Raw genomic sequence first — 25,026 nt, forward strand, 5'->3', positions numbered from 1 at the left:
CTACCCGGGACGATGCGATGTATGCACCCTGGAATGCATGACTGATCGGTTCATCGAGGTGTCACTGGTCAAGCGCGAGATCCACTGCACGGCCAAACTCCTGGACGACCGCGCCCCGCTCACCTGCGCGGCCGTCTGGGACGCCCTGCCCCTGACCGGCGACGTCTATCACGCCAAATACGCCCGCAACGAGATCTACGCCCTCTTCCCGCCCTTCGCGGAAACGGAGCCGCCGCTGGAAAACCCCACAGTCACCCCAATTCCGGGCGATCTATGCTATTTCGCCTTCGCCGGTACGGAGCTGGGCACCAAGTCCTACGGCTACGACCGCGAGGTCCGCGCCGGCACGACGGTGGTCGACCTGGCCCTGTTCTACGAGCGCAACAACCTGCTGCTGAACGGCGACGTGGGCTGGGTGCCCGGCATCGTCTGGGGCCAGGTCGTGGAGGGACTCGACGAGATGGCCCAGGGCTGCAACGACCTGTGGCGGTCGGGCGCCCTGGGCGAGTCGCTCAGCTTCCGCAGGGTGTGAGCCGGGCGATGCCGGCCTCGTAGAGCGCGTGCGCCGCCCGCAGGACGAGTTCGTCGCGATGGCGGGCGGCCACGATCTGGAGGCCGATCGGCAGGCCGTCCCCGTCCGTGCCGACGGGGACGGTCGCCGCCGGCTGCTGGGTCAGGTTGAAGGGGTAGGTGAACGGCGTCCAGCCGGTCCACCGGCGGTGCCCCGACCCCTTGGGGACCTCGGCGCCCGCCTCGAAGGCCGTGATCGGGAGGGTCGGGGTGAGCAGGAGGTCGTAGGAGTCGTGGAAGCGGCCCATCCGGCGGCCCAGTTCCATCCGGACGTCCACCGCGGCCAGATAGTCCAGCGCCGACATCCGGGCACCGACGCCGCAGATCTCCCTGAGGCCCGGATCGAGCAACTCCCGCTGATGAGGCCCCAGATGCTGGGTCACCCGGGCCGCCCCGGTGAACCACAGGGCGTGGAAGGCGTCCACCGGATCCGTGAAGTCCGGGTCGGTCTCCTCGACCCACGCCCCCAGCCCCGCCAGCCGCTCCACCGCCCGCCGTACCGCCGCCGCGACCGCCGGGCGCACCGCCACCTGACCGCCCAGGGACGGGGAGTAGGCGACGCGCAGACCGCGCACCCCGCCGGACAGGGCCGCGGCGAAGGAGCCCGGGGCCGGCGGGAGCGCCGACCAGTCGCGGGAGTCGGGCGCGCCGATGACGTCCAGGAGCAGGGCCGCGTCGGCCGCGTCGCGGGTCATCGGGCCGACGTGCGCCAGGGTGCCGAAGGCGCTCGCGGGGTACAGCGGGACCCGGCCGTACGTAGGTTTCAGGGCGAAGATGCCGCAGAACGCCGCCGGGATACGGACGCTGCCGCCGCCGTCCGTGCCGAGCGCCAGGGGACCCGCGCCGAGCGCCACGGCCGCCGCCGCGCCGCCGCTGGAGCCGCCCGCGGTGCGGGACGGGTCGACGGGGTTGCGGGTCACGCCGGACAGCGGTGAGTCGGTGACGCCCTTCCAGCCGAACTCGGGCGTCGTCGTCTTCCCCAGGAACACCGCGCCGTGCGCGCGCAGCCGGGCCACCGAGGGGGCGTCCTCCGGCCAGTGGCCCTTGTCCACGACGGTCTTCGAGCCCCGCAGGGTCGGCGACCCGCGCAGTAGCAGGATGTCCTTCACCGTGACCGGGACGCCGTCCAGCAGACCGGCCGGCTCGCCGCGCCGCCAGCGCTCGGCCGACTCGCCGGCCCGCGCGAGGGCCTCGTCGGCGGTGAGCCGTACGAAGGCGTTGACCTCCGGCTGGATCCGCTCGGCCCGCTCCAGCGTGGCCCGGGTGGCGTCGAGGGGGCTGAAGTCTCCCTTGCGGTAGCCGTCGAGGAGTTGTACGGCGGTCAGTGCGGTGAGATCCGTCATGGGGCGCCCTCCAGCCGTTGACGTCAGCGTCCGGGTACGTACCCGCGCTGTTTGTCGACCACGTTCAGCAGTGGTCTGCCCGCCTCCCACCGCTCGTACAACTCCACGAACTGACGCCCGAGTTCATCCCGCCAGCCGATGGTGTCCCCGCTCATGTGCGGGGAGACGATCAGGCCCGGCAACTGCCACAACGGGCTGTCCGGGGTGAGGGGTTCGTCCTCGAACACATCGAGGGCGGCCCCCGCGATCCAGCGCTTGTCGAGGGCCTCGGCCAGCGCCTCCTCCACCACCAGCTGCCCCCGCCCGACGTTGATGAACCGGGCCGAGGGCTGCATGACACCGAAGCGCCGCAGGTCGAACATGCCGTGCGTCTGCTCGGTCAGCGGCGCGGCCGCGATCACCCAGTCGGCGCGGGACATCAGCCGGTCGAGATCGTCGGGACCGTGGATGCCGGTGCGCGGCACCCGGCCGACCAGCGCGGTCGTGACGTCGAGGGCCTTGAGCGTGCGGGCGATCGTGCGGCCGATGGGACCGGAACCGACCACGCACGCACGGGTGCCCGCCACGCGCTGCCCCTCGCGGTGCCGCCACTGCCGGGCGCGCTGGAAGTCCAGGGTCCGCGGCAGGTCCTTCGCCATCGCCAGCACCAGCGCGGCGACGTACTCGGCGATCGGCTGGTCGAAGATCCCGCGCGCGTTGGTGACCACCGTGTCGGAGTCGGTGAGCTCCTGGCACATCAGGTGGTCCACGCCCGCGCTCGCCGTGTGCACCCAGCGCGGCCGCGGGCCCTCGCCGGGCCAGGCGTGGCGCACGGCGTGCGAGGTGAAGTCCCAGACCAGCAGGACGTCGGCGTGCGGGAGCCGCTGCGCGAGGGTCGACTCGTCCGCGTGCTCGACCCGGGCGCGACCGGTGAGGCGGCCGAGGCGGGGCAGGGGCTCGGCGTCGAGGACCAGGAGCGTGGGCGGCGCGCCGGAGGCGGGGGAGGGGCCGGGGGCGGGTGAGGTCATTCGGGGTCGCTTCTCCAGAGGTGTGCGAGGGCTGCGCCCGGGGGTGTGCGGGGGCCGTTTCTCGGAGTTTTACTGGAAGGGATGGCCGTCTGACATGCGAGGTTTGACCACGCTCGCACCCGAACCTACCTTCGTCAACACGGGCGTACGTACGGTCCGTTGCTCACCCGTATCTCGTAGTGAGGGCGGTGCCAGCCATGGACGCCATGGACATCTCCTTCCTCGGCGGCCCCCGCCCGCAGCGCGGTGTCGGAGTCGTCGCCCCCTTCGACTTCGCCCTGGACCGCGAACTGTGGCGCTGGGTCCCGGACGAGGTCTCGCTGCACCTGACCCGGACGCCGTACGTCCCGGTCGAGGTCAGCCTGGATCTGGCCCGTCTGGTCAGTGAGCACGAGACGCTCAGCGACGGCGTCCATACCCTGACCGCGATCGCCCCCGAGGTGGTCGCCTACGCCTGTACGTCCGGCAGTTTCGTCGGCGGCATCGCCGGCGAGCGTGCCATGTGCGAGGCGATGACCCGGGCCGGCGCGGTGCCGTCGGTCACCACGTCGGGTGCGCTGCTGGAGGCACTGACCGAGCTCGGGGTGCGGCGGGTGGCGCTGGTGACGCCGTACACCGTGTCGGTGACCCGGGCGCTGGAGCAGTACGTGGCCGAGGCGGGCGTCGCGGTCACCGGATGCGCCTTCATGGGGCTGACCCGGCACATCTGGAAGGTGCCCTACCGCGACGTGGCCGGCATGGCACGCAGGGCCGTCGGCCGCCGCCGGGTCGACGCGCTGTTCATCAGCTGCACCAATCTGCCGACCTACGACGTGATCCCCCAACTGGAGGCGGAGCTGCGCATCCCGGTTCTCTCGGCCAACCAGGTGACGATGTGGGCTGCGCTGCGCAGGCTGGGTACTCGCGCGGTGGGGCCTTATCAGGCGCTGATCGACCCGGCGGCGAGGATCGATCCGGCGACCCCGAGCGGGCCCGTGCTCCCGGACGTGCCGGATGTTCCCGAGCAGGAACAGCAGTAGAAAGGCTGACATGACCGCACTCGGATTTCTCTACCCGGGCCACTCCGCCGAGGACGACTATCCGCGCATCGAGCAGCTGCTCGCCAGCGACATCCGGATCGACCTGGTGCACACCGACATCGGCGAGGACGCGCACCGGGTGGACGCCCTGCTGCGGATGGGCTCCGCCGAGCGCCTCGCGGCGGGCGTGGAGGCGCTGCGGCTGACCGGCGCCGAGGCGGTGGTGTGGGCGTGCACCAGCGGCAGCTTCGTCTACGGCTGGAAGGGCGCCCACGAGCAGGTGCGCGGCCTCGCCGTCGCGGCGGGCATGCCGGCCTCCTCGACGTCCTTCGCCTTCGCGCACGCGGTACAGGAGCTGGGCGTGCGCAGGGTGGCGATCGGGGCGACGTACCCGGACGACGTGGCCGCGCTGTTCGCCCGCTTCCTCACCGACGCGGGCGCCGAGGTCACGGCGGTGCGCGGCTCCGGGATCATCACGGCCGCGGAGGTCGGGACCTGGGGCGAGGCCGAGGTCTTCGCACTGGCCAAGGAGGCGGACACGGCCGACGCCGAGGCGGTCCTCCTCCCGGACACCGCCCTGCACACGGCCGCCCACATCCAGGCCCTGGAGAACGAACTGGGCAAACCGGTCCTCACCGCCAACCAGGTCACGGTATGGGAGGCCCTACGCCTCACAGACCGCCGAGTGAACGCCCCGGCACTGGGAGAACTGTTCACCCGGGAGCCGATCGTGCAGGTGTAGCAGGGACGCCGCGTTCAGCCGGTCCGCATTCTTTTCAGCCCGTCCGCGGGTCTTTCTCGTCCGTCCGGTGTGTGACGGCGGGCCGGTCCGCAGTCTTTTCAGCCCGTCCGGCGTTTGAGGACGAGGCCCTTCAGGCCGAAGCGGGGGTCCGGGGGCGGCAGCCCCCGGGGGACGGGACGGGTAGGGGCGGCGGGGGCGAAGGAATAAACCGGAGACGGCCTCCTGTTAACGGCTGACGTACACCGCACGGCAAAACGGCAGGAGGCACCGGTGACGGCAGACGAGACCCGAGGCGAGGCACAGGGCACCGCCCCCGTCCCCCTCTCCGTACTGGACCTGGTCACGGTCAGCGCCGGCCACACCGCCACCGACGCCCTCCGCACCAGCGTCGACCTCGCCCGCCTCGCGGAGTCCCGCGGCTTCCACCGCTTCTGGGTCGCCGAGCACCACTCCATGCCCGGCGTCGCATCCTCCTCACCGGCGGTGATCCTCGCCCACCTCGCTGCCCACACGAACCGCATCCGCCTCGGCTCCGGCGGCGTGATGCTCCCGAACCACGCCCCGCTGGTCATCGCGGAGCAGTTCGGCACCCTGGAGGCCCTGGCCCCCGGCCGGATCGACCTCGGCCTCGGCCGCGCCCCCGGCACGGACGGCGCCACCGCCGCCGCCCTGCGCCGCACCGACCACCTGAACGAGGGCGCCGACGACTTCCCCGAGCAGCTGGCCGAGCTCACCCGCTTCCTCGACGACGACTTCCCCGACGGCCACCCCTACCGCCGTATCCACGCCGTGCCCGGCCCGGTCCAGGCGACCTCGCCCGGCGGCGTCCAGTCCCCGCACCGCCCGCCGGTCTGGCTGCTGGGCTCCTCCGGCTTCAGCGCCCGCCTGGCCGCCGTCCTCGGCCTGCCGTTCGCCTTCGCGCACCACTTCTCGGCCCGCAACACGATCCCGGCCCTGGACCTGTACCGCGAGTCCTTCCGGCCCTCCGCCGTCCTCGACCGGCCCTACGCCCTCATCGGCGTCTCCGCCCTGGCCACCGACGAGGAGAAGGAGGCCCGCCGTCAGGTACGGGCCGCCGCCCTCGGCATGGTCCGCCTGCGCACCGGACGCCCCGGCCTCATACCGAGCCCGGAGGAGGCCGAGGCGTACGAGTTCAGCCCGATGGAGCGCGAGTTCGTCGAGACCTGGAACGCCAACGTCGTCCACGGCACCCCCGACGAGGTGAGGGCCGGCCTCGACGACCTCCAGAAGCGCACCGGCGCCGACGAGTTGATGATCACGAGCAACGCGCCCGGCATGGACGTACGCCTGCGCTCCTACGAACTCATCGCGGACGCCTACGGGTTGCCGGCCGCCTGACCGGACCCGCACGCGTCAGACGCGGGCACCCATCAGCTCGGAGATACGATCCGGCGACACCGGCCGCGAGTACAGCCACCCCTGGCCGGTGTCGCAGCCGATCCGGCGCAGCCGTGAAGCCTGCGCCATCGTCTCAACGCACTCCGCGGTGACCGTCAGCCCCAGCCGGTGGGCGAGCTGGATCATCGCCTCGACCACGACCTCGTCGGCCGGGTTCGGCGGGACGGCGGCGCTGTTCTCGCTCTCGTACTGGAAGCCCCGTACGAACGAGCCGTCCAGCTTCAGGACCGAGACCGGCAGCCGGCTCAGGTACGCCAGGTTCGAGTAGCCGGTGCCGAAGTCGTCGATGGCGATGCGCACACCCATGTCGCTGAGCGCCTGGAGGTCCTGGAGGGGCCTGCCCGACGAACCCATCACCGCCGACTCGGTCAGCTCCAACTGGAGCAGATGCGGGGCGAGTTCGGTCTCCTCCAGGATCCGCGCCACGTCCGACACCAGGTCGGAGTCCCACACCTGGCGCACGGCGACGTTCACGCTCACGAAGATCGGCGGCTCGTCCGGGTGCGCCATCTGCCAGGCGCGGGCCTGGCGGCAGGCGGTCGCCAGGACCCAACGGCCCAGCGGCACGATCGAGCCGTCCTCCTCCGCCAGTCCGATGAACCGATTCGGCGCCAGTACGCCGAACTGAGGATGGTTCCATCGGACAAGCGCCTCGACGCCGCGCAGCCGGCCGTCCTCCATGCCCACCAACGGCTGGTACTCCAGGGCGAACTCACCGCGGTCGATGGCCGCGCGAAGCGTGGCGGCGAGTGCCTGGCGGGTGATGAGGTGGGCGTTGCGCTCGGGGTCGAACAGCGTCCAGCGGTCCTTGCCGTCGGCCTTCGCCCAGTACAGCGTGGTGTCGGCGGCCTGCATCAGCGCGGTCGGAGTGGTGCCGGCCGCGTGACGCTCCACGACACCGATCGACGCCGACACCGACAGACGGCGGCCGGACAGGTCGAAGGGCTCGCGCAGCGTCTCCAGCAACGACTCGGCCAGGTCGGCCAGTTGCTCGGTGCCGGTCGAGTCCTCGACGAGCAGCGCGAACTCGTCCCCGCCGAGCCGGGCCACCAGCGGCGGGCTGGACCGGGCATACCCGGCCTGCTCGGCGCAGTGCGTGAGCCGCTCGGCCACGGCCGCCAGCAGCTTGTCGCCGACGCGGTTGCCGAGGGTGTCGTTGATCGCCTTGAAGCCGTCAAGGTCCAGGTAGCACAGGCCGATTCGGCCCGTGGTGCCGCTCTCGTCGTACGACTCGACCTCCAGCGCCGCGGTCAGCCGCTCGAAGAACAGCGTGCGGTTGGGCAGCCGGGTCACCGGGTCGTGCATCTGCAAGTGCCGTACGCGCGCCTGGAGTTCGCGGTGAGCACTGATGTCGGTGACGGAGAGCAGGACGCCGCCGGACTCGTCGCCGGGCAGCGGTGCGACCGTGACCCGGGCCCACAGGAAGTGGCCCTCCGGGTGTTTGAGGCGGCGCGTGCAGAGCAGTTCGGCCTGCCGGCCGCGCAGCACCTCGCGGTACGTGTGCCAGGTCCTGGTGTCGGAGGCGAGGTCGACCAGGTCGGCGGCGGCGGTGCCGGTCAGCTCCTGGGCGGGCCTGCCGAGCAGTTCGGCGAAGGTGGAATTGGCGCCGGCCACCATGCCGTCGCGGTCGACCACGGCCATGGCCAGGGGTGCGGCCGAGAAGGCCGACCAGTAGGGCGGTCCCCCCGTACCAGGGGATGGCAGGGCATTACTCTCTGTGACGGCCGGCCCGATGAGGTCTGCCGCGGGCGTCGGCCCTTCGGACGTTCCGCTCACCGCTCGCTCCCGCAGTGCACTCGATCTTCGGATGGGTCTCATCGGAATGGTCGGCCGGGTGGATGGGGGACGGCCGCCGGGCCGTGTCCGTGCAGGAAAAGTGTCAGGAAAGTGTGCCGATCATAGAGGCTGGTCTCCGGCCCTTCCACCTACTGTCCAGTGTTCCCGCGCAACGCGCGCATCCGACAGATCGTTTCTGCTCGCACCTGGACGGCTTCTTCGAGCCCTCGACCACTTGTGACGTTCCGTGAGCGATTCGGGGGTGTCGATTCCACGGAGCGCGCGGGCCGCTCACCCGTCCGGTGCAGCACAACAGGACGTAGTACGACAATCCCACACAGGCTGGATGCGGTGTCCCGCGAACCGCATCCGGAGGTCCACGTGCCGCGTCAGAACCCCCTGCTCCGTGGGATGGGTCTGCTGCGGGACAGGCCCCGACTGCGCAGTGCCGCCGCCGTGTTCACCACGATGTCGGCGCTCGCCGCGACCTCCCTCGTCGTCGGCCCGTCGGTCGCGGAACCGTTCGACGCGGCACCCTGCGCCCTGCAGCGCACCGACGCCCACCACTCGGAGGGCCTGGACACCTGGAACGCCGCCTATCCGCGTCCGGCCCGCAAGCTCGACGCGGTCATGGTGTTCCTGTCCTTCCCGGACGCGGCCCCCCTGACGACCCCCGCCGAACTGACGGCAGACCACTTCCCGGCCACCACCCGCTTCTTCGAACGTGCCTCCTACGGCAGATTCACCCTGCGCCCGCATCCGCTGCGGCACTGGCTGCGGATGCCGCGTCCGTCGACGGCGTACGCCATACAGCGTGACTGGCGTGTCGCCGACCGGGCCGCCTATCTGCGGGACGCCCTCGCGGTGGCGGACCGGCAGGTGGACTTCTCCCGCTACGACCTCGTGTACTTCGTCGCCGATCCGGACGCGCCCGGCGTCGACTCGGACGCCACGAAGGTCGTCAACCTGGAGACGCCGCTGCGGGCCGACGGTACGGACATCCGGCGCGTCGTCACGGTGTTCGAGAACCATCCGCCGGACCGGCTGGTCCTCGCGCACGAGACCGGCCATGTCTTCGACCTGCCCGACCTGTACCACCGTCCGGTGGACGGCAAGGGCGACTGGGACACCTACGTCGGCGACTGGGACCTCATGGGCAGCCAGTTCGGCATGTCCCCCGACCTGTTCGGCTGGCACAAGTGGAAGCTCGGCTGGCTGGAGCCGCGGCAGGTGGTGTGCGTGCAGGGCGGCGGCGCCGGGGCCGTCCGGCTGACGCTGGAGCCGCTGTCGGCGGGGCCGGGGGCTCCGCCGCGGACGGGTGCGGCCGGGGCGGACAGCGTCTTCGGCACGGACGGCTCCTCCGACCCGTCCGGCTCCTCCTACGTTCCGTCCAACTCCTCCTACGGCACCGTCCCGGGATTCGGGCTGGGCCACGGCACCAAGCTCGCCGTCGTCCGCACCGGCGCCGAGAGCGCCCTCGCCTTCGAGGTGCGCGGCCCGGTGGGCAACGACGTGGAGACCTGCCGGCAAGGGGTGCTGGTGTACCGGGTACGCAGCCGGACCGAGTCCGGCAGTGGTCCGGTCCAGGTGATCGACGCCCATCCCCACAGCGAGGCCTGCTGGGAGGAGTCGGTGTATCCCCCGCTCGCGGACGCCCCGGTCGCCCTGGGCGAAAGCTTCACGGTGCCGGGGGAGGGAGTCCGCGTGGAGGTGGAGAGCCGAACGGCTTCCGGGGCGTGGACGGTGAAGATCACTACGGCGGGTGGGGCGCGGGCGGTGGGGTAGCGGTGGTGGGGTAGCGGTGGTGCCGGTCGGCCACAACCGGAAATGCGAAAGGCCCCTCGTTCTCACGAGGGGCCTTCACTGTCTGTGCGCCGCCAGGGACTCGAACCCCGGACCCGCTGATGCTGCATCTTCCGGGGGCTGTGAAATCGGCGGCTCCGCCGCGGGCCCCCGGACCCCCAGCCGACCCCGCAAGACCCGGCGAAAATGCGAAAGCCCCCCGCAGTTGCGAAGGGCTTTCACTGTCTGTGCGCCGCCAGGGACTCGAACCCCGGACCCGCTGATTAAGAGTCAGCTGCTCTAACCAACTGAGCTAGCGGCGCCTGCTGACGTCGTAGACCTTAGCACCCTGATCGGGGTGGGGAAAAATCGATATCCGAACGGCGGCGCGGGCCGCTCGCACGGCTGCCCAGAGCAGTACCTCGGGCCCCGGCAACCAGGGATTACGGGTGTCCGGCGCGACCAGCCAGCGGGAGCCGGAGGGGGCCAGGAGCGGCAGGTCCACGTCCGGTACGTCCAGGTCCGGAAGGGGCATGTCCGGCCCCTCCGGATCGGCCGGCGCGGGCACCGTGACCGCGTCGCCCGTGCCATGGCACAGGAGCGGCGGCATCCCGTCCGTGCGGCCGAATTCCTCCCAGCGCAGCAGCGAGGGCAGCCGCTGGGCGGTGCCCGGCGCGGCGAACATCAGGATCCGTCCGCGATAGACGGCCACCGGCCCCGAACCCGGCCCCCCGTCCCACAGCCGGTCGAGCATCCGGCGCCCGAAGAGCGCGGGCGCGCTGACGATGTCGAAGACGGAGCCGCAGGGCAGGACCACCGGGGCCGAGGGGCGCTCCTCCCAGAGGGCGAGCGTGCTGCGCGGATACGTTCCTGCCGAGGCGAGCCAGGCGACGCCCTCGGGGGTGATACGTGCTGCGGCGTCGACCCCGGTGGCGTGGAACCCGGCGTCCGAGAAGAGGTCGTCCCGTGTGCTGCTCATGACGCATAGATCTACCTGGCGTGAGCATGTGGTCTCACAGGGTTGCCGAAAAGCCGGACAGGGGCGGGTGACAGCGGGTATCTTGCCCGCCTGGCATATGCCAAAGGGTGGCGGTGGGTGAGCGCACCGGCCAGGCCGGTCACACCGGGTCGACGTGCCCCGCCCCTTCGACGCCACGCATCAGATCCCGGCCGAACTCCACCATCTTCTTGGCGTAGTCCTCGGTCCACTCGGCCCGCTCGGCGATGTCGGCGGGCGTCAGCCGGTCGAACCGCCGGGGGTCGGCGAGCTGGGCCGCCGCGATGGCCTGGAACTCCACCGCGCGGTCCGTGGCCGCCCGGAACGCCTGCGTCAGCTCGGTCGCCCGCGCGAGCAGCGCCCGGGGGTCGTCCATCGACTCCAGGTCGAAGAAGTGCTCAGGGTCGGCGGCCACCTGCGTGGGCTCGAAGAGCAGGGGCGCGGGGCGTAGCCGCGGTTCGTTCCGACGCGGCGTGGGCTCCGCCATGTCTTTGTCCTCCTCGTACGTCACCGATCTCGTCGGTCCCCGGCGACCCGGCTGTGAACCGGTCCACCGTCCATTGTCCCGCGCCCGCGCAAGAGGGCGTCGGGACAGGTCAATGGGGTTGCCGTCCTTCCAGGGGCTTCAAGGCCGCCAGACCACCCGATGTTCCGCCAGCCGTGCAAGCACCGCGTGATTCGCCTCCCAGCCGTCGGGGCTGCATCCAATGGCCGCCTCCGGCGGCGTGCCGGACTCCGTCCGGGATGGGCGGGTCAGGTCGGTGCCGGGTCGTGCGGGTGATGCTCGTTTCATGGCCGCCAGACCACCCGATGTTCCGCCAGCCGTGCGAGCACCGCGTGATTCGCCTCCCAACCGTCCGGGAACTTCACCAGCGTCCCCAGCTGCACCGGCTCCGTCGACGGGTAGTCGTCCAGGAGGTCGCTCACGCCTGCTCGGCACACCACGATGCACGCGTGCCGGTGGCGGGAGGCGAGGACGCACAGGCGGCCCGTCTCCAGGTGGAAGGCGGTGGCGTCGGGGCGGCCGGAGAGCGGGTGGAGGACCACCGTCACGTCGTACTCGCGGCCCTGGAGACGATTCGCGGTGTCGACGGTGACGTCCGTCACGCCCAGCTCGGCCAGGGCCGCCCGGACCCCCGCCGCCTGGTCCCGGTGGGCCGTGCCGACCGCGATCCGGTCGGCGGTCAGGGGCGCGGCGTCGGGCGAGCGCTCGGACGTGGCCGCGCCGCCTCGGTCCAGCAGACGCCGTACGACCGTCGCCACCGCCCGCACCGCCTCGGGATCCGTGCGCGGGGTGTGCCGGGCGGGCAGTTCCAGCAGCCCCCAGCCCGACTCCGCGGCCTCGTCGATCACCCGGTCGGGGCCCGAGCCGTCCGAGGGGACCGCGAAGGTGAGCCGGCGGTCGTCGTGGCCGGTGCCGCTGCGGAACGGCGTGTAGGGGTAGAACGCGTCGGAGACCAGGGGCGCGGCCGAGGCGGGGAGCCGCCAGGACACCGGCAGGCGGTGCTGCGGCAGGTCCGGGTTGTGGGCCAACAGGGTCGTCACCGCCGAGGCCGAGGGGTCGTACGACAGGCCCGCCCACTGCTCGCTGCCCACGATCGCGAACGGGTCCAGCTGCCCCGGGTCGCCCACGAACAGCGCCCGCTCGAACAGCCCGGCCACGGCGAGCAGCGAGTCCGAGCGCATCTGGTACGCCTCGTCGACGATCGCGTGCCGCCAGGGCTCCTCGACCTTCACGTGCGCCCACTTGGCAGCCGTGGACAGGACCACCGCCAGGCCCGCGAGATCGGCCGCCTTCGCCGACTTGCGTACGTTCGGCAGGTCGTCGAGCGCCTTGTCGTACGGGTCGGAATCGCTGCTGTGCAGGCGGCCCACCGGCAGCTCGGGGTCCTTCTCGGCGAGCCTGAGCACCAGGTCGTCGACCTGCGCGTTGGTCTGCGCGACGACCATCAGCGGGCGCCCGGCGTCCGCCAGTTCCAGGGCCGCGCGGACGACGAGCGTGGACTTGCCGGCACCGGGCGGGGAGTCCACCACGACCCCGCGCGCCTCGCTGTGCAGGGTGTTGTGCAGGATCGCGTCTGTGGCAGCGGACGCCGCGGCACCGGGGTCGAACACGGCGGTCACAGCACGTCCTCCTGGGTGAGCGGATCTGCGGCCTCGGACTCCTGCTCCCCGGGCGGCCCGCCGTGCGTCCACGGTGTCTGCTCCGGCTCGGGCAGCTTCGCGCCGCCCCGCTGCTCGTGCTCGAACAGCGTGAAGCAGACCAGGTCGCCCTTCTGCGGCACCGACCCCTCCTCCGGCTCCTTGCCACGGCCCATCTTGTCCAGCACGCGCAGCACCAGCAGCGCCCCGCCGTCCTCGTCGAGGGCCTCCTCGTGGCCGACGAACTCCGCCGACTGGGGCTTGCCGCCCAGGGAGCGGAACACCTTGACCCGCTCGCCCAGATGCGGCCGGTCGTCCGTGCGGACGGTGACCAGGGGCCGCGGGCTCGGCCGCTTGCCCTCGCTGTACGCCATCACCACGTCGGTGACCTCGCCCGCGAACGCCTCCCCGGCCAGCCGCCGCCCCGCCATCACCAGCGGATCGTCCAGCGCCTCCTGGGCCTCGAGACGGGCCTGCTCCCGCTCCCGCGCGGCGAGCTTGTTCGCGGCGGTGACGGCGTCGTCGCGGCGCGGCTGCGGCGGCTCACCGGCGACGACCCGGTCCCGGTGGCCGGTGAACGACCAGCGGTCGCGGGTCCACCGCTCCTCCACCCGCCCGGCCACGGGCAGCTCCCGCAGCAGGTCCAGGCCCCGCCACACCGCGTCCCAGGTGGGCCGGGTCCGGCTCGCCACCAGGGCGCGGATCTCCCGCTCGGCGGCGGTGAGGTGCCCGAGCCGGTCGTCGGCCTCCAGTCCGTCCTCGGAGGCGGCGAGGGCGGTGCGGGCGCGGTCGTAGCGCTCGATCGCGGGGGCGAGCAGCTTGTTGTCGAACGCCGGGTCGGTGGCGGGACCCGCCGGCGGGCACAGCAGCTGGCCGTCCCGGTCCCGCGCGAGCTCCGCGCGCAGAGCCGCCTCGGCGCCCGTCTCGCCCTCGGGAGGGTCGATCCAGGCGAGCAGCGCGCCCAGGTGCTGGTCCTCCAGCGTGGACTGGCCGGTCGCCCAGTGCCGGGACAGCAGGTCCGTCATGGCCGGCAGCAGCGAGGAGCCGGGCACGCGGGCCCGCTCGCCGAAGTGGGTCAGCCAGCGGCCGAGCAGCGGCACGCGCGGCGGCGCCGGATAAGGGGCCTCCGGGTCCTGCTCGGCCGTACGCCGAAAACGCATCGAGCGGCCAAGCAGCCGTACGAAGTCGGCACCCGCGCGGCTCGGCATGATCAACTGCGGGGCGTCCGCGCACAGTTCGACCTCGACCTTGACCCGCTTGCCGGTCTCCGGATCGGTCTCGTTGCGCTCGGCCGCCTCCACGTCCTCGGCGAAGGAGTCGATGTACGGCAGGACGACGTCCGCCAGCTCGGACAGGAACGCGAACCTGAGGTCCCGGTCGCGCGGCTGCGGTACGACCAGCAGGTGCGGGGCGTCCCGGTCGGTGCCGACCAGCGCGCCGAGCGGGGCACCGGCCTCACCGGCGGTGGTGAGGGGCACGAACACGAGCGGGCGCTGGGAGAGATGCCGGTGGCGGACGGTCGCGGCGGGCTGGGCGCGACCGGTGCTGACGGCTTCCAGCCGGGCGAGGGTGGAGATCAGCGACACCCGGCCACCGCCTCCTGACCGAGGGCCTCGGCACGCAGGCGTGCCGCTCTGCGCAGCGCCGCCACCGCCGGGTCGTCCGGGTCGCCGGACTCGCCGCGCGCCGCCGACAGGACGTCCTCGACCGTGCTCAGGCCGCCCAGCTCCGCCCGCACCGAGCGGCCCAGCGACGTCACCGCGCCGGACTCGAGGGAACGGGCGCGGCAGTGGAAGGCCAGCTCGCAGGCGGACAGGCACTCGGGCGCATAGGTCGCCGGGACCGACTCGACGGCGGCCGTCAGGTCCGCCGCGGGCAGCTCGGGGGAGAAGCAGGTGCCGGCGGGGAGCGCGTCGGCGATGTCCTCGATGCGGGTGAGCCGGTCCAGCTGGCGGGCGGTCACCGCGCGCTGCTTGCGGACGTCGACGGCCGAGGCGGTGGGGAGGTTGGAGAAGTCCTTGGGGCAGACCAGCAGGACGCGCTCACGCACGCGTGGCACCGATTCCAACCGGGCTGCGACCTGCTCAAGCGCCAGCACGTACACCGCCGCCTGCCGCGCGGCCGCGCCCACCTTCGCCGGGTCCGCCGAACCGTCCAGCATCGGGAAGGACTTGATCTCCACGACCGTCCAGCTGCCGTCCGGGTGCACGACGACCGCGTCCGGCTCCAGGAAGGCGGGCGAGCCGGCGACGTCCAGCGCGAGCATGGGGTGGTCTAGCAGGGTCCACTCGCCGCGCGCCTCGGTGGCCTCGCGCAGGGCCAGTGCCGTACGGGCCGTGCGGCCCTCGGGGCCGGTCGCGGTGAGCTCGGGCACGCGTGCGTGGGCGGGCGGTTCGGCGCCGCGGTCCAGCTTCTCGCGCACCAGGCGCAGCAGCTCCGCGCCGCCGTCCGCCTTGACCTTGGCCTCGAAGGCGTTGCCGCGTGTGAGGGCGAACTGCGACTGTCCGAAGGCCGACGGCGAACCCAACGCGCCCGCGAGGGCGGCCTTGTTCACCCCGGCGCCGTCCAGGATGGCGCGCCGCTTGCAGCCGGGGTTGGCGGCGAGGGCGGCCAGGGCGCGCGCGTCCAGTGCCTTGGCCGGGACGTCGGGACCGCGCAGCTCAGCGAGCCGGTGCCGGAGCGCCGTCCCCCGCGTCCTGGGGAGAGGCACTCGGCTCGGCTCCGGATGCGAACCGGGACTCGCGCTGCCGTGGAATTCGCTCACCCGCGGAAGTCTGGCATCCGCCACTGACAATCGAGGAAGAAGTGGCGGCGGAGCCCACCTTGACGGTGGCGCCCGCGCCCCTGCTGGCCGGACCGGCGGGGGCCGCGACGGGCGTAGCCCCCGGTCCGAACCGTGCCCGCGCCCGGTCCATGATCCGCATCACATACGGCGCCAGCAGCAGGCCGGCGCCCATCACGGCGGCGCCCGCGGCCGCGTCGAGGAAGTAGTGGTTGGCGGTGCCCATCACCACGAGCGTCGTGATCAGCGGGTAGGCGACCGCGGCGACCTTCGTCAGGCGGGTCCCGCCGAACCGCCACAGGATGACCCCGCACCACAGCGCCCAGCCGACATGCAGGCTCGGCATCGCCGCGTACTGGTTCGTCATGCCGCCGAGGCCCTTCGGCGCGCTGGCCTCGCCGCCCCACCAGCCGTAGGAGCTGTACTGGGCCATCGTGTCGACGAAGCCGTGGCCGTCGGCGAGCAGCCGGGGCGGGCAGGTCGGCAGCAGGGTGAAGCCGATCAGACCTATGAAGGTCGACGTCATCAGCCAGGTGCGGGCGGCGCGGTAGTGCACGGTGCGGGACCTGAAGAGCCACACCAGCAGTACCGGCGTTATCAGGTAGTGCAGCGAGGCGTACCAGAAGTCGGCCGGGACGCCGATCCAGGGCTCACGGGTGAAGAGCCGGTTGAGGGGGTGCTCCGCGTTGAGGTACAGGGCCTTCTCGATGTCGAGGATCGCCAGGCCGTGGTCGACGGCGGTGGAGACATCACCCCGGGCGAGCAGCCGGCCCGCCGAGTAGCAGGCGTAGACCAGCAATATCAGCGGCAGCTCGGTCCACCAGCGCAGGCGGGTCCGCGGCGTCGCCTCCACGCCAGCTATGTCGGCGTGCGGCATCCGATCGCCTCCCCCTTCTTTTCTCACGGCGCCCGGTGGACCGGTCGAACCACTTTACGGTGTACGCGCGCGCCCCTTTCGGGCGCCCCGGCCCTCAAGACGCAGAGATCGCCCGGCGGGTTGCCCGCGCCAAGCGTGCGCGATGATGTAAGGGTTCCGCCTCTCATTTCTCCCGGAAGGCCCCGCAATGGCACCGCGCATCCTGCTGGCCCGGCACGGACAGACGGCGTGGTCGCTGTCCGGCAAGCACACCGGCAGGACCGACGTACCCCTCCTGGAGGAGGGCCGCCGGGGCGCGAAGCTGCTGGGTGAGCGCCTGCACCGGCCGCCGTACGACCGGCTGGACGGCGTGGAGGTCCGCACCAGCCCCCTGTCACGCGCGCGTGAGACGTGCGAACTCGCCGGCTTCGGCGACCGCGCCCGCACCTGGGACACGCTCATGGAGTGGGACTACGGCGCCTACGAGGGCATGACACCGGCGGAGATCCAGGCGATACGCCCGGGCTGGCTCATCTGGCGCGACGGCGTGCCCGAGGGGGAGACCCTGTCCGAGGTGACGGCCCGCGCCGACGAGGTGGTGACGTGGGCCCGCGCGGCGGACCGGGATGTGCTGGTGTTCGCGCACGGGCACATCCTGCGGTCCATCGGCGCGCGCTGGCTCGGGCTGCCGCTCGACTTCGCGGCCCGGATCCGGCTGAACCCGACCTCGCTGTCGGTACTGGGCTGGGCCTACGACGAGCCCGCGATCGAGAGCTGGAACGACTCGGGGCACCTGGCCGGCTGAACGCTCCGCCGGAAGGACCGTGATGAACCTGCGGGCGGGTGGGGGCGGGTCGCGCAGTTCCCCGCGCCCCTTGAGCGCGACCCGCACCGGGATTCACCAGGACCGCTCGCCCACCCGCGAGCCCGCCCCGCCGGTCACGGCTTGCGGGGCGCCGAAGCGTGCCGCTCCAGGAACGCCGACACACCGCTCGCCCGCCGGTGCGGCAGCAGCACCCGGGCCGTGCCCGCGAGCATCGTCTGGACCCGCGACGACTGCACCAGGTCCAGGAGGTCCAGCACCCGCATCCCGGCGGCGGCCGCCTCGTCGGGGCGTCCGCCCCGCGCCAGGTCGTCCGCCAGCTGCGCGGTGTACAGGGCGATGTTGCGGGTGAAGTGCGGATCCTGGAGCTGCGCCGCCCGCCCCGCGTGCCGCGCGGCCCGCTGCCAGTTCCCCAGCGTCGACCAGCACTGCGCCTCCAGGACCTCCAGCTCGGCCTCCCCGTAGAAGCTCATCCACTCCGGGTCGGCCTCCGAGTGGCCCCGCTGGAAGAGGGCCTGCGCACGGGCGAGGGCCTGCTCGCAGCCGGTGCGGTCGGCGAGCCCCGCCCAGCCGCCCGCCTCGCGCAGCGCGAGCAGCGACATCAGCCGGGACGAGCCCAGAGGCCGCGCGACGCGTTGCGCGGCCTGCGCCGCCCGCACCGCCTCCCGGGGCCGGCCCGCGTCCCGCGCGAGGAAGGACGTATTGCAGAAGGCGTGCGCCTCCAGACCAGGGTCGCCCGCCATCCGGGCCGTCGCGAGCGCCTCCGCGTAGTGCGAGCGGGCGTCGTCGAACCGCCCCGAGTCGTGCGCCAGCCATCCCACCGAGATGGCCAGTTCACCCGCGCCCGCGTGGAGCCGGTCGCTGGTCGCCTGCCGGGTCGTACCGGCGTCGAGCAGCGCGTAGGCGGCCCGCAGCGGGGCGGCGGCGCGCCGGTAGAGGCCGTCGGCGCCGTGCCGGTCGTCGAGCAGCCGGATGCGGCGCACGGCTTGCTCGAGCGCGTCCGCCTCCCGCCCCCCGACACGTCTGTGGGGACGTTCCGCGGCCGCGGCGTCGTGGGCGAGCCCCAGGGGGCTCAGTGAGGCGGCGGCCACCGTGGCGCCTCCGCCGGTCATGAATGCGCGACGTAGCACGTCGCTCTCCTCGTGGTTCTCGTCGTTCTGCGCTGTGCCGTACGCGTCACACGGGTCGTACGGGTCCTGCGGGTTCAGTGGGTCATACGGCTCGTGGGCCCCTCGCGTCTCACTCGTGGCGAGCGCCGGGCTCGTGGTGCGTGCCAGGGGCGCGTCGTCCTCGGCGTGCGCCCGGCGTCCGCGTACGGACGAGCGGGGCGCGAAGCCCAGGTCGGTGAGGGTGCGGCCGGGGAACATGTGCAGGAACACCCGTTCGTACGCGTAGTTGGGGCAGCGGATCTCGCCGGCCTCGACTCTGCCGATGTAGCGCGCGTCACAGCTGACCCGCTCATCGATCTCGCGAGCGGCCCGTCGGACCACCGCGGCGAACTCGGCCGGCGAGCGCTGTCCGCGCAACTGCCGGAACGCGAGGTTCGGCCGCGGTGGCCTGGAAGGCTGGGACGAGGTCAGCTCTGACGACGCCATGGCCGGGTCCTCTCGTGCGAACCGTCGAACCATGCCGGGACGCGGACGAGTTGAACCGAAAATCCGTGTGGTGCCCTTGCGTCCGGCGGGCAAGAACGTACCTGCTGTAGCGGAGCCACCACGCAGGGTTTGGCTACAAACCGGATATCTCATACGTGATCTGCCATGAACTGCCATCCTTTGCGGCGGACTTCCGCCGTAGCCGTTGACACCGAGACGCGTTGAACTCTTCGGACTGCAAAAGGGGTTCCGTGGTGGAGGTCGGGATGGAGACCAGCCAGAGCGTCGTTCCTCGAACGCCGTCGACAACGGCGAGGCACGCGCCGACCGCAGAGTGCAGCGCGCCGCCGGGCGAGGGCTGCGACCCGGAGTCGGGGTGCGACGTGGTCACCGTCCCTGCGCGCCAGGGTCTGGAGGCCGTCGACATCCTGCGGCGCGGGGCCTGCGAGGCGGTGGGTCCCGTCCTGCACGACGACGGCGGCGACACCCTCGGCTTCGTGGTCCCGCCGGGCACGGCCGCCGCCTGGGACGTGCCGGGCAGCACCTGCACGGAGACCGACGGGCGGGGCCTGAGCCTCGACCTGAACCCCGAGCCGCCGGTCGAGGGCTCGGACTGGCTCCTGCCGCCCGGGGAGGCGGACCTGGCGACCGATCCCGCGGTGCTGCGGGCGGCGCTGGGCGAGGCGGCGCGGCTGATCGAGGCGGCCGACAACTGTCGGTGACCGGCGCAGGCGCAGTGGCGCCGCCCCCCTGATAATGGCGGAGTGGGAAAGTCCAGAAAGCCCCGGCGGTCAGCCGCGGACCTCGCCTCCGTCGTCGAGAGCGTCGACGGCGGACTCGCCGAGCTCATACCCGACCGGGACCGTGCGCGGGCCTGGACGCTCCTGATCGACGGGGCGCCGCAGTCGCACGTCGACCTGGACGACCCCGCCCACCTCTCCTTCGAGTACCAGCGCCGCCTCGGGCACGTCATCGACCTCGTCGCCGCGCCCGGCAGGCCGGTACAGGCCGTGCACCTCGGCGGCGGGGCCCTCACCCTCGCCCGCTACACCGCCGCCACCCGGCCCCGCTCCACCCAGCAGGTCGTCGAGCGCGACGCCGCCCTCGTCCAGCTGGTCCGCCGCGAACTCCCCCTGGACCGCGCCGCCCGCGTCCGGGTGCGCTCGGCCGACGCCCGCGAAGGGCTCGCCAAGGTGCCCGACGGCTGGGCCGACCTAGTCATCGCCGACGTCTTCAGCGGAGCCCGCACCCCGGCCCACCTCACCTCCACGGAGTTCCTCGACGAGGTCCGCCGCGCGCTGCGGCCCGGCGGCTGGTACGCCGCCAACCTCGCCGACGGACCGCCGCTCGCGCATCTGCGGGGCCAGATCGCCACCGCCGCCGCCCGGTTCGCCGAGCTGGCGCTGGTGGCCGACCCGACGGTGCTGCGCGGCAAGCGGTTCGGCAACGCGGTCCTGGTCGCCGCCGACCTCCCGCTGCCGGTCGCCGAGCTGACCCGTCGCGCCGCCTCCGACCCGCATCCCGCGCGGGTCGAACACGGCCGCTCCCTCAGGGACTTCACCGGGGGCGCCGTACCGGTCACGGACGCGGCGGCGGTGGCGTCGCCGGCACCACCGGCATCCGTCTTCACCTGAGCACGCGCTTCGAACGGGCACGTGCTTCGGACGGGCACGCGCTTCACATGCGCCGGTCCCCGCCGTGAGTCAGTAGTTCCCGATCTCCACCCGCGGCGGCCCGTCGTGCCACGTGCAGAACACCGACACCCGGTCCGCGCCCGCGGCGAACTCCACCCGGATCCACGTCTCCGTCTTCCACACCTGCATCGACCAGCCCGAGCCCGGGGTGGCGGAGACGAGGGTCGCGGAGGCGTCGCCGATGTCGAAGACCACCCGGCCGCCGTCGGTGTCGTAGCTCTTGACCTGGCCGGACGAGATGGGGGAGGGGTCCGGGGCGCTGGTCGTCGGCTTCGCCGACGGGGTCGGGGTGCGGGGCTTCCCGGTCGGCTTCGTCGAAGGGCTCTTCGACGGCGGCGGCGCCTTGGGGGACTGCGTCGAGGACGCCAGCGGCTTGGAGCCCTGCGTCGTCGCGTCGGCCGCCGTGATGGGCAGGGCGCGCGGGCGGTCGTAGACCGTGCCCGCCATCACCGTGTGGACACCCCACCACGACAGCGTGACCGCCGCGCCGGTGGCGAGCGACCAAGCAAGTACGTGTACGAGTCCTCTGCGCATCGCGGGCCATACTGCCTCACGCGTCCCAGGAGTGTCGCCCGGTTGTCCACAGGGAGTGAGTTGTCCACAGGCCCGGACCCGGCTCGACGGCATGGCGTACGGTGCGGCGCATGGCAAGTGTGCTCGTGGTCGAGGACGACCCGTTCGTTCGCTCGGCGCTCATCCGGCACCTGACCGACGCGGCCCACACCGTCCGCAGCGTCGGGACGGCGCTGGAGGCGCTGCGCGAGGTCGCCCATCTCCGTTTCGACGTGGTCATCCTGGACCTCGGACTGCCTGATCTGGACGGCTCCGAGGCCCTGAAGATGCTGCGCGGGATCACCGACGTCCCTGTGATCATCGCCACCGCGCGGGACGACGAGACGGAGATCGTCCGGCTGCTGAACGCGGGGGCGGACGACTACCTCACCAAGCCCTTCTCGGTCGAGCACCTCTCGGCCCGCATGGCGGCCGTCCTGCGCCGCTCCCGGGCCGGCGCCGGCGACCTGCCGCCGGAGGCCGTGCTGCGCGTCGGCGGCCTCACCGTCGACCCGCTGCGCCGCCAGGCCGAGCTGGACGGCGTCCGACTCGACCTCACCCGCCGCGAGTTCGACCTGCTCACCTTCCTGGCCACCCGGCCCGGAGTGGTCGTGCCCCGCAAGGAGCTGCTCGCCGAGGTGTGGCAACAGTCCTACGGCGACGACCAGACGATCGACGTCCATCTGTCCTGGCTCAGGCGCAAGCTCGGGGAGACCGCGGCGCGACCGCGTTATCTGCACACCCTGCGCGGCGTGGGCGTGAAGCTGGAACCACCGGGTGGGGAGCTGCCGCGATGAGATGGGCCCTGGTCAAGGTCTGCCTGGCGGTCACCACCATGGTCGTGGTCGCCTTCGCCGTGCCGCTCGGACTCGTCATCCGGGAGATGGCCCGCGACCGCGCCTTCTCCAACGCCGAGCGGGAGGCCGCCGCCGTCGCCCCCGCGCTGTCCATCACCACCGACCGCGACCAGCTGGAGCGGGTCGTCGCCTCGGCCGGCTCCGACTCGGGCATGGCCGTGCACATCCCGGCCTCCTCCGACAAGACGTCCGGCGGCACGAGCGCCGTCGACCTCGGCCGGCAGCGCGCCGCCGCCGCCGACATCGCGACCGTACGACGACTGGGCCGCGCCTCGACCAGCGACGTCCCCGGCGGGTCCACGCTCCTCCAGCCGGTCGCGCTCAGCTCCGGGGAGATAGCCGTCGTCGAGGTGTTCGTCCCCGACGCGGAGGTCACCAACGGGCTCACCACGGCCTGGACGGTGCTCGCCGGGGTCGGCCTCGCGCTGATCGTCGGCTCGGTCGCCGTCGCCGACCGGCTGGGCGTGCGGATGGTGCGGCCGGCCCAGCGCCTGGTCGAGGGCGCGCACGAACTGGGGGAGGGCAAGCTGGGCTCCCGGGTGCCCGAGGAAGGGCCGACCGAACTGCGGCTGGCGGCCGTGGCGTTCAACTCCATGGCCGACCAGGTCGTACAACTCCTCGCCAACGAGCGGGAGCTGGCGGCCGACCTGTCCCACCGGCTGCGGACCCCGCTGACGGTGCTGCGGCTGAACGCGGCCTCGCTCGGGGACGGTCCGGCCGCCGAGCAGACCCGCACGGCCGTCGCCCAGCTGGAGCGCGAGGTCGACACCATCATCCGTACCGCCCGGGAGGCCAAGCCGCAGACGGTGGCCGCCGGTCCCGGCGCCGGGTGCGACGCGGCCGAAGTGGTGCGCGAGCGCATGGCGTTCTGGTCGGCGCTGGCGGAGGACGAGGGCCGCAAGGTCCGGGTGGCCGGCGTGGAGCGGCCGGTGCGGATACCCGTGGCCCGGGCGGATCTGGCGGCCGCGCTGGACGCCCTGCTCGGCAATGTCTTCCGGCACACCACCGAGGGCACCGCGTTCGCGGTCGACGTGCACAACGGCGAGGACGCGGTGATCGTGCTCGTCTCGGACGCGGGGCCCGGCATATCCGACCCCGAGGCGGCGATGGCGCGCGGGCGGGGCTCCGGCAGCGCCGGGTCGACCGGGCTCGGCCTTGACATCGTGCGCCGGCTCGCGGAGTCGACGGGCGGGGACGTACGGATCGGGTCGTCGGTGCTCGGCGGGACCGAGGTGCGGATCTGGATCCAGCTGGACGGCAGGGAGCCGGTTCGACGAGGGCATCGCGGGGCCGTTCGCCGCCGCCGGCCCGGCAGATTGGTCTCTACCTTTAACCGTCCCCGATCTCTTCCTTAAGGGCGTCATAAGCTCCTCAACCCCCGTCCGGATCAGGCACTTTGCCCGATTCGGGGTCGCTAGCGTGCTGCCGCACCCCACCCCCGAACAGCAAAGGCAGACACGCGATGAGGACGCACCGGCGCAGGGTCAGCGGCAGGAGCAAGGCGATCGGCGGACTGGTCGCCGCGGCCGCGGTCGGCGGGGGCGCGATCGTGTTCACCGGCACCGCCCAGGCGGCCGGCGTCGGAGCGGCGTACACCAGGACCAGTGACTGGTCGACGGGTTACACCGCCCAGTACGTCGTCACGAACAACAGCGCGCAGACGAAGAAGGACTGGACGCTGGAGTTCGACCTGCCGTCGGGCGCGAAGCTGAGCTCCCTGTGGAACGCCGAGTCGAGCGTGAGCGGCCGGCACGTCACCGTGACACCGCCCAAGTGGGACACGGACGGTCTGGCCGTCGGCGAGTCGGTGACCGTCGGCTTCGTGGTCAACGGCACGGCGGCGCCCACGGGTTGTCTCATCGACGACGCCAAGTGCTCCACGGACGACACCGCGACCCCGGAGCCGAGCGGCCGCCCGACGCAGCCGCAGTCGCCCTCCCCGACGCCGACCGCGTCGGCCGAGCCCACCAGGACGCCGACCTCGACGGCGACCCCCACCGCCAAGCCCACACAGAGCACCGGCACCGGCACGAAGGCATCCGCCGGCTTCGCCCCGTACATCGACACCTCGCTCTACCCGGCCTTCGACATGGCGGCCGGCGCCGAGGCGACCGGCGTGAAGAACTACAACCTCGCCTTCATCACCGACGGCGGCGGCTGCACCCCCAAGTGGGGCGGCGTCACGGACCTCGGCACCGACGCGGTGGCCGCACAGATCGGTGACCTGCGGGCCAAGGGCGGCGACGTCCGCGTCTCGTTCGGCGGCGCGGCCGGCAGCGAGCTGGCGACGACCTGCTCCTCGGCGGAGGCGCTGGCGGCGGCCTACGGCAAGGTCGTGGACGCCTACAAGCTGACCAAGGTCGACTTCGACGTCGAGGGCGGCGCCCTGCCGGACACGGCGGCCAACACCCGCCGGGCCCAGGCGATAGCCAAGCTCCAGCAGCAGCACGCGGACCTGGACGTCTCCTACACCCTGCCCGTCATGCCGGAGGGCCTGACCCAGCCGGGCGTGGACCTGCTCGCCGACGCCAAGCGGAACGGCGTGCGGATCGACACCGTCAACATCATGGCGATGGACTACGGCCCCGCCTACAGCGGCGACATGGGCACCTACGCCGAGCAGGCAGCCACCGCCACCCAGGCCCAGGTCAAGAGCGTCCTCGGCCGCTCCGACAGCGACGCCTGGAAGACGGTCGCGGTCACCCCGATGATCGGCGTCAACGACGTCACCACGGAGATCTTCAAGGTCGACGACGCCACCCAGCTGGTGAACTTCGCCAAGTCCAAGGGCCTCGGCTGGCTCTCGATGTGGTCCGCGACCCGTGACAAGCAGTGCGCGGGCGGCGAGAAGCCGGCGGCCGACGCGACATGCAGCTCGATCCTCCAGGACAAGTTCGCCTTCTCCAAGGCGTTCGCGGCCTTCAACTGACCCGACAGGCCTCCTGGACCACGGGGGGCGCGCCCCGGCCGGCCTTCCCCCCATCCGGCCGGGGCGCGCATTGCTGTGCCGGCTGCCCGGAACGACGGTGGTGTCCGGGAACGACCGCGGGGCGCGGCACGCTCCCTCGCC

General features: G+C 72.7%; 22 protein-coding genes and 1 tRNA gene. 11 read left to right on the top strand and 12 right to left on the bottom strand.

The genetic code is table 11. The features are described from left to right. The first annotated feature begins 37 nt into the window (after nt 1–37). Entirely contained in the window at nt 38–532 is a 495-nt protein-coding gene (locus CP983_RS27205; RefSeq protein WP_150502384.1) for a DUF3830 family protein, read from the top strand. Here CP983_RS27205 and CP983_RS27210 read toward each other — a convergent pair. After that, nucleotides 513–1,913, bottom strand: a complete 1,401-nt coding sequence (locus tag CP983_RS27210; protein ID WP_150502386.1) for an amidase — start codon at nt 1,911–1,913, stop codon at nt 513–515. The genes CP983_RS27205 and CP983_RS27210 overlap by 20 nt on opposite strands. Nucleotides 1,914–1,936: 23 nt before the next feature. Further along, nucleotides 1,937–2,920, bottom strand: a complete 984-nt coding sequence (locus CP983_RS27215; protein WP_150502388.1) for a D-2-hydroxyacid dehydrogenase — start codon at nt 2,918–2,920, stop codon at nt 1,937–1,939. A gap of 206 nt (nt 2,921–3,126) precedes the next feature. On the opposite strand from CP983_RS27215, the gene CP983_RS27220 reads away from it, so the two are divergent. From CP983_RS27220 to CP983_RS27230, 3 genes are all read left to right on the top strand, one after another. Then, a complete protein-coding gene (locus tag CP983_RS27220; protein WP_107906228.1) occupies nt 3,127–3,939 on the top strand; it encodes a maleate cis-trans isomerase family protein in 813 nt (270 codons plus the stop codon). A gap of 10 nt (nt 3,940–3,949) precedes the next feature. After that, nucleotides 3,950–4,681: a maleate cis-trans isomerase family protein gene (locus CP983_RS27225; protein ID WP_107905587.1), complete on the top strand. Its 732-nt coding sequence runs from the start codon at nt 3,950–3,952 to the stop codon at nt 4,679–4,681. Between the two features lie 270 nt (nt 4,682–4,951). Continuing rightward, on the top strand, nt 4,952–6,040 hold the full coding sequence (locus CP983_RS27230) for an LLM class flavin-dependent oxidoreductase (RefSeq protein WP_150502390.1): 1,089 nt from the start codon (nt 4,952–4,954) through the stop codon (nt 6,038–6,040). 15 nt (nt 6,041–6,055) lie between these two features. Here CP983_RS27230 and CP983_RS27235 read toward each other — a convergent pair whose 3' ends face one another. Then, nucleotides 6,056–7,918: a putative bifunctional diguanylate cyclase/phosphodiesterase gene (locus CP983_RS27235; RefSeq protein WP_150502392.1), complete on the bottom strand. Its 1,863-nt coding sequence runs from the start codon at nt 7,916–7,918 to the stop codon at nt 6,056–6,058. Nucleotides 7,919–8,227: 309 nt separating this feature from the next. On the opposite strand from CP983_RS27235, the gene CP983_RS27240 reads away from it, so the two are divergent. Beyond that, nucleotides 8,228–9,661 carry a M6 family metalloprotease domain-containing protein gene (locus CP983_RS27240; RefSeq protein ID WP_167537768.1) on the top strand — a complete coding sequence of 478 codons (1,434 nt, stop codon included), beginning with the start codon at nt 8,228–8,230 and terminating at the stop codon, nt 9,659–9,661. 246 nt (nt 9,662–9,907) lie between these two features. On the opposite strand, the gene CP983_RS27245 is transcribed toward CP983_RS27240, so the two are convergent. From CP983_RS27245 to CP983_RS27275, 7 genes are all read right to left on the bottom strand, one after another. Further along, nucleotides 9,908–9,981: transfer RNA gene (locus CP983_RS27245), tRNA-Lys, on the bottom strand. After that, complete coding sequence (locus CP983_RS27250) at nt 9,972–10,637, bottom strand: hypothetical protein (RefSeq protein ID WP_107905584.1); 666 nt, start codon at nt 10,635–10,637, stop codon at nt 9,972–9,974. Before CP983_RS27250 ends, CP983_RS27245 begins: the two co-directional genes overlap by 10 nt. A gap of 139 nt (nt 10,638–10,776) precedes the next feature. After that, complete coding sequence (locus CP983_RS27255; protein ID WP_107905583.1) at nt 10,777–11,142, bottom strand: hypothetical protein; 366 nt, start codon at nt 11,140–11,142, stop codon at nt 10,777–10,779. A gap of 302 nt (nt 11,143–11,444) precedes the next feature. After that, nucleotides 11,445–12,779, bottom strand: coding sequence for an AAA domain-containing protein (locus CP983_RS27260; RefSeq protein WP_107905582.1), 1,335 nt, complete (start codon nt 12,777–12,779; stop codon nt 11,445–11,447). After that, entirely contained in the window at nt 12,776–14,383 is a 1,608-nt protein-coding gene (locus tag CP983_RS27265) for a hypothetical protein (protein WP_150502394.1), read from the bottom strand. The genes CP983_RS27260 and CP983_RS27265 overlap by 4 nt, the downstream gene beginning before the upstream one ends. Further along, entirely contained in the window at nt 14,374–15,507 is a 1,134-nt protein-coding gene (locus tag CP983_RS27270; RefSeq protein WP_150502395.1) for a PD-(D/E)XK nuclease family protein, read from the bottom strand. Before CP983_RS27270 ends, CP983_RS27265 begins: the two co-directional genes overlap by 10 nt. Next, nucleotides 15,458–16,456, bottom strand: coding sequence for a phosphatase PAP2 family protein (locus CP983_RS27275; RefSeq protein ID WP_150502397.1), 999 nt, complete (start codon nt 16,454–16,456; stop codon nt 15,458–15,460). Before CP983_RS27275 ends, CP983_RS27270 begins: the two co-directional genes overlap by 50 nt. Nucleotides 16,457–16,643: 187 nt before the next feature. Here CP983_RS27275 and CP983_RS27280 point away from each other — a divergent pair, with 187 nt between their 5' ends. After that, nucleotides 16,644–17,240: a histidine phosphatase family protein gene (locus tag CP983_RS27280; protein ID WP_150502399.1), complete on the top strand. Its 597-nt coding sequence runs from the start codon at nt 16,644–16,646 to the stop codon at nt 17,238–17,240. 134 nt (nt 17,241–17,374) lie between these two features. Here the strand turns inward: CP983_RS27280 and CP983_RS27285 are convergent, their stop codons facing one another. Beyond that, the gene (locus tag CP983_RS27285; RefSeq protein WP_150502401.1) at nt 17,375–18,853 is read right to left on the bottom strand and encodes an NsdA family TPR-like regulatory protein; all 1,479 of its coding nucleotides are present in this window, start codon (nt 18,851–18,853) and stop codon (nt 17,375–17,377) included. 266 nt (nt 18,854–19,119) lie between these two features. Between CP983_RS27285 and CP983_RS27290 the strand changes: the two genes are divergently transcribed. Next, a complete protein-coding gene (locus CP983_RS27290; protein ID WP_185844160.1) occupies nt 19,120–19,575 on the top strand; it encodes a hypothetical protein in 456 nt (151 codons plus the stop codon). 42 nt (nt 19,576–19,617) lie between these two features. Then, nucleotides 19,618–20,487 (top strand): spermidine synthase, encoded by an 870-nt coding sequence (locus CP983_RS27295; protein WP_150502403.1) that lies wholly within the window; start codon nt 19,618–19,620, stop codon nt 20,485–20,487. 69 nt (nt 20,488–20,556) lie between these two features. Here CP983_RS27295 and CP983_RS27300 read toward each other — a convergent pair whose 3' ends face one another. Next, entirely contained in the window at nt 20,557–21,081 is a 525-nt protein-coding gene (locus tag CP983_RS27300) for a hypothetical protein (RefSeq protein ID WP_150502404.1), read from the bottom strand. A gap of 110 nt (nt 21,082–21,191) precedes the next feature. On the opposite strand from CP983_RS27300, the gene CP983_RS27305 reads away from it, so the two are divergent. The 3 genes from CP983_RS27305 (at nt 21,192) to CP983_RS27315 (ending at nt 24,885) form a co-directional block, all read left to right on the top strand. After that, complete coding sequence (locus CP983_RS27305) at nt 21,192–21,896, top strand: response regulator transcription factor (RefSeq protein ID WP_030967866.1); 705 nt, start codon at nt 21,192–21,194, stop codon at nt 21,894–21,896. Continuing rightward, nucleotides 21,893–23,311 carry a HAMP domain-containing sensor histidine kinase gene (locus tag CP983_RS27310; protein WP_150502406.1) on the top strand — a complete coding sequence of 473 codons (1,419 nt, stop codon included), beginning with the start codon at nt 21,893–21,895 and terminating at the stop codon, nt 23,309–23,311. Before CP983_RS27305 ends, CP983_RS27310 begins: the two co-directional genes overlap by 4 nt. A 107-nt stretch (nt 23,312–23,418) precedes the next feature. Further along, complete coding sequence (locus CP983_RS27315; RefSeq protein WP_150502408.1) at nt 23,419–24,885, top strand: glycoside hydrolase family 18 protein; 1,467 nt, start codon at nt 23,419–23,421, stop codon at nt 24,883–24,885. The last annotated feature ends 141 nt before the right edge of the window (nt 24,886–25,026 follow it).

The organism is Streptomyces chartreusis (genome assembly GCF_008704715.1).
Lineage (GTDB): Bacteria > Actinomycetota > Actinomycetes > Streptomycetales > Streptomycetaceae > Streptomyces > Streptomyces chartreusis.

Coding starts and splice junctions, on each gene's coding strand:
- CP983_RS27205 (WP_150502384.1), top strand. CDS start 38: ATGACTGATCGGTTCATCGAGGTGTCACTGGTCAAGCGCGAGATCCAC.
- CP983_RS27210 (WP_150502386.1), bottom strand. CDS start 1,913: ATGACGGATCTCACCGCACTGACCGCCGTACAACTCCTCGACGGCTAC.
- CP983_RS27215 (WP_150502388.1), bottom strand. CDS start 2,920: ATGACCTCACCCGCCCCCGGCCCCTCCCCCGCCTCCGGCGCGCCGCCC.
- CP983_RS27220 (WP_107906228.1), top strand. CDS start 3,127: ATGGACATCTCCTTCCTCGGCGGCCCCCGCCCGCAGCGCGGTGTCGGA.
- CP983_RS27225 (WP_107905587.1), top strand. CDS start 3,950: ATGACCGCACTCGGATTTCTCTACCCGGGCCACTCCGCCGAGGACGAC.
- CP983_RS27235 (WP_150502392.1), bottom strand. CDS start 7,918: ATGAGACCCATCCGAAGATCGAGTGCACTGCGGGAGCGAGCGGTGAGC.
- CP983_RS27250 (WP_107905584.1), bottom strand. CDS start 10,637: ATGAGCAGCACACGGGACGACCTCTTCTCGGACGCCGGGTTCCACGCC.
- CP983_RS27255 (WP_107905583.1), bottom strand. CDS start 11,142: ATGGCGGAGCCCACGCCGCGTCGGAACGAACCGCGGCTACGCCCCGCG.
- CP983_RS27275 (WP_150502397.1), bottom strand. CDS start 16,456: ATGCCGCACGCCGACATAGCTGGCGTGGAGGCGACGCCGCGGACCCGC.
- CP983_RS27280 (WP_150502399.1), top strand. CDS start 16,644: ATGGCACCGCGCATCCTGCTGGCCCGGCACGGACAGACGGCGTGGTCG.
- CP983_RS27285 (WP_150502401.1), bottom strand. CDS start 18,853: ATGGCGTCGTCAGAGCTGACCTCGTCCCAGCCTTCCAGGCCACCGCGG.
- CP983_RS27290 (WP_185844160.1), top strand. CDS start 19,120: ATGGAGACCAGCCAGAGCGTCGTTCCTCGAACGCCGTCGACAACGGCG.
- CP983_RS27300 (WP_150502404.1), bottom strand. CDS start 21,081: ATGCGCAGAGGACTCGTACACGTACTTGCTTGGTCGCTCGCCACCGGC.
- CP983_RS27305 (WP_030967866.1), top strand. CDS start 21,192: ATGGCAAGTGTGCTCGTGGTCGAGGACGACCCGTTCGTTCGCTCGGCG.
- CP983_RS27310 (WP_150502406.1), top strand. CDS start 21,893: ATGAGATGGGCCCTGGTCAAGGTCTGCCTGGCGGTCACCACCATGGTC.
- CP983_RS27315 (WP_150502408.1), top strand. CDS start 23,419: ATGAGGACGCACCGGCGCAGGGTCAGCGGCAGGAGCAAGGCGATCGGC.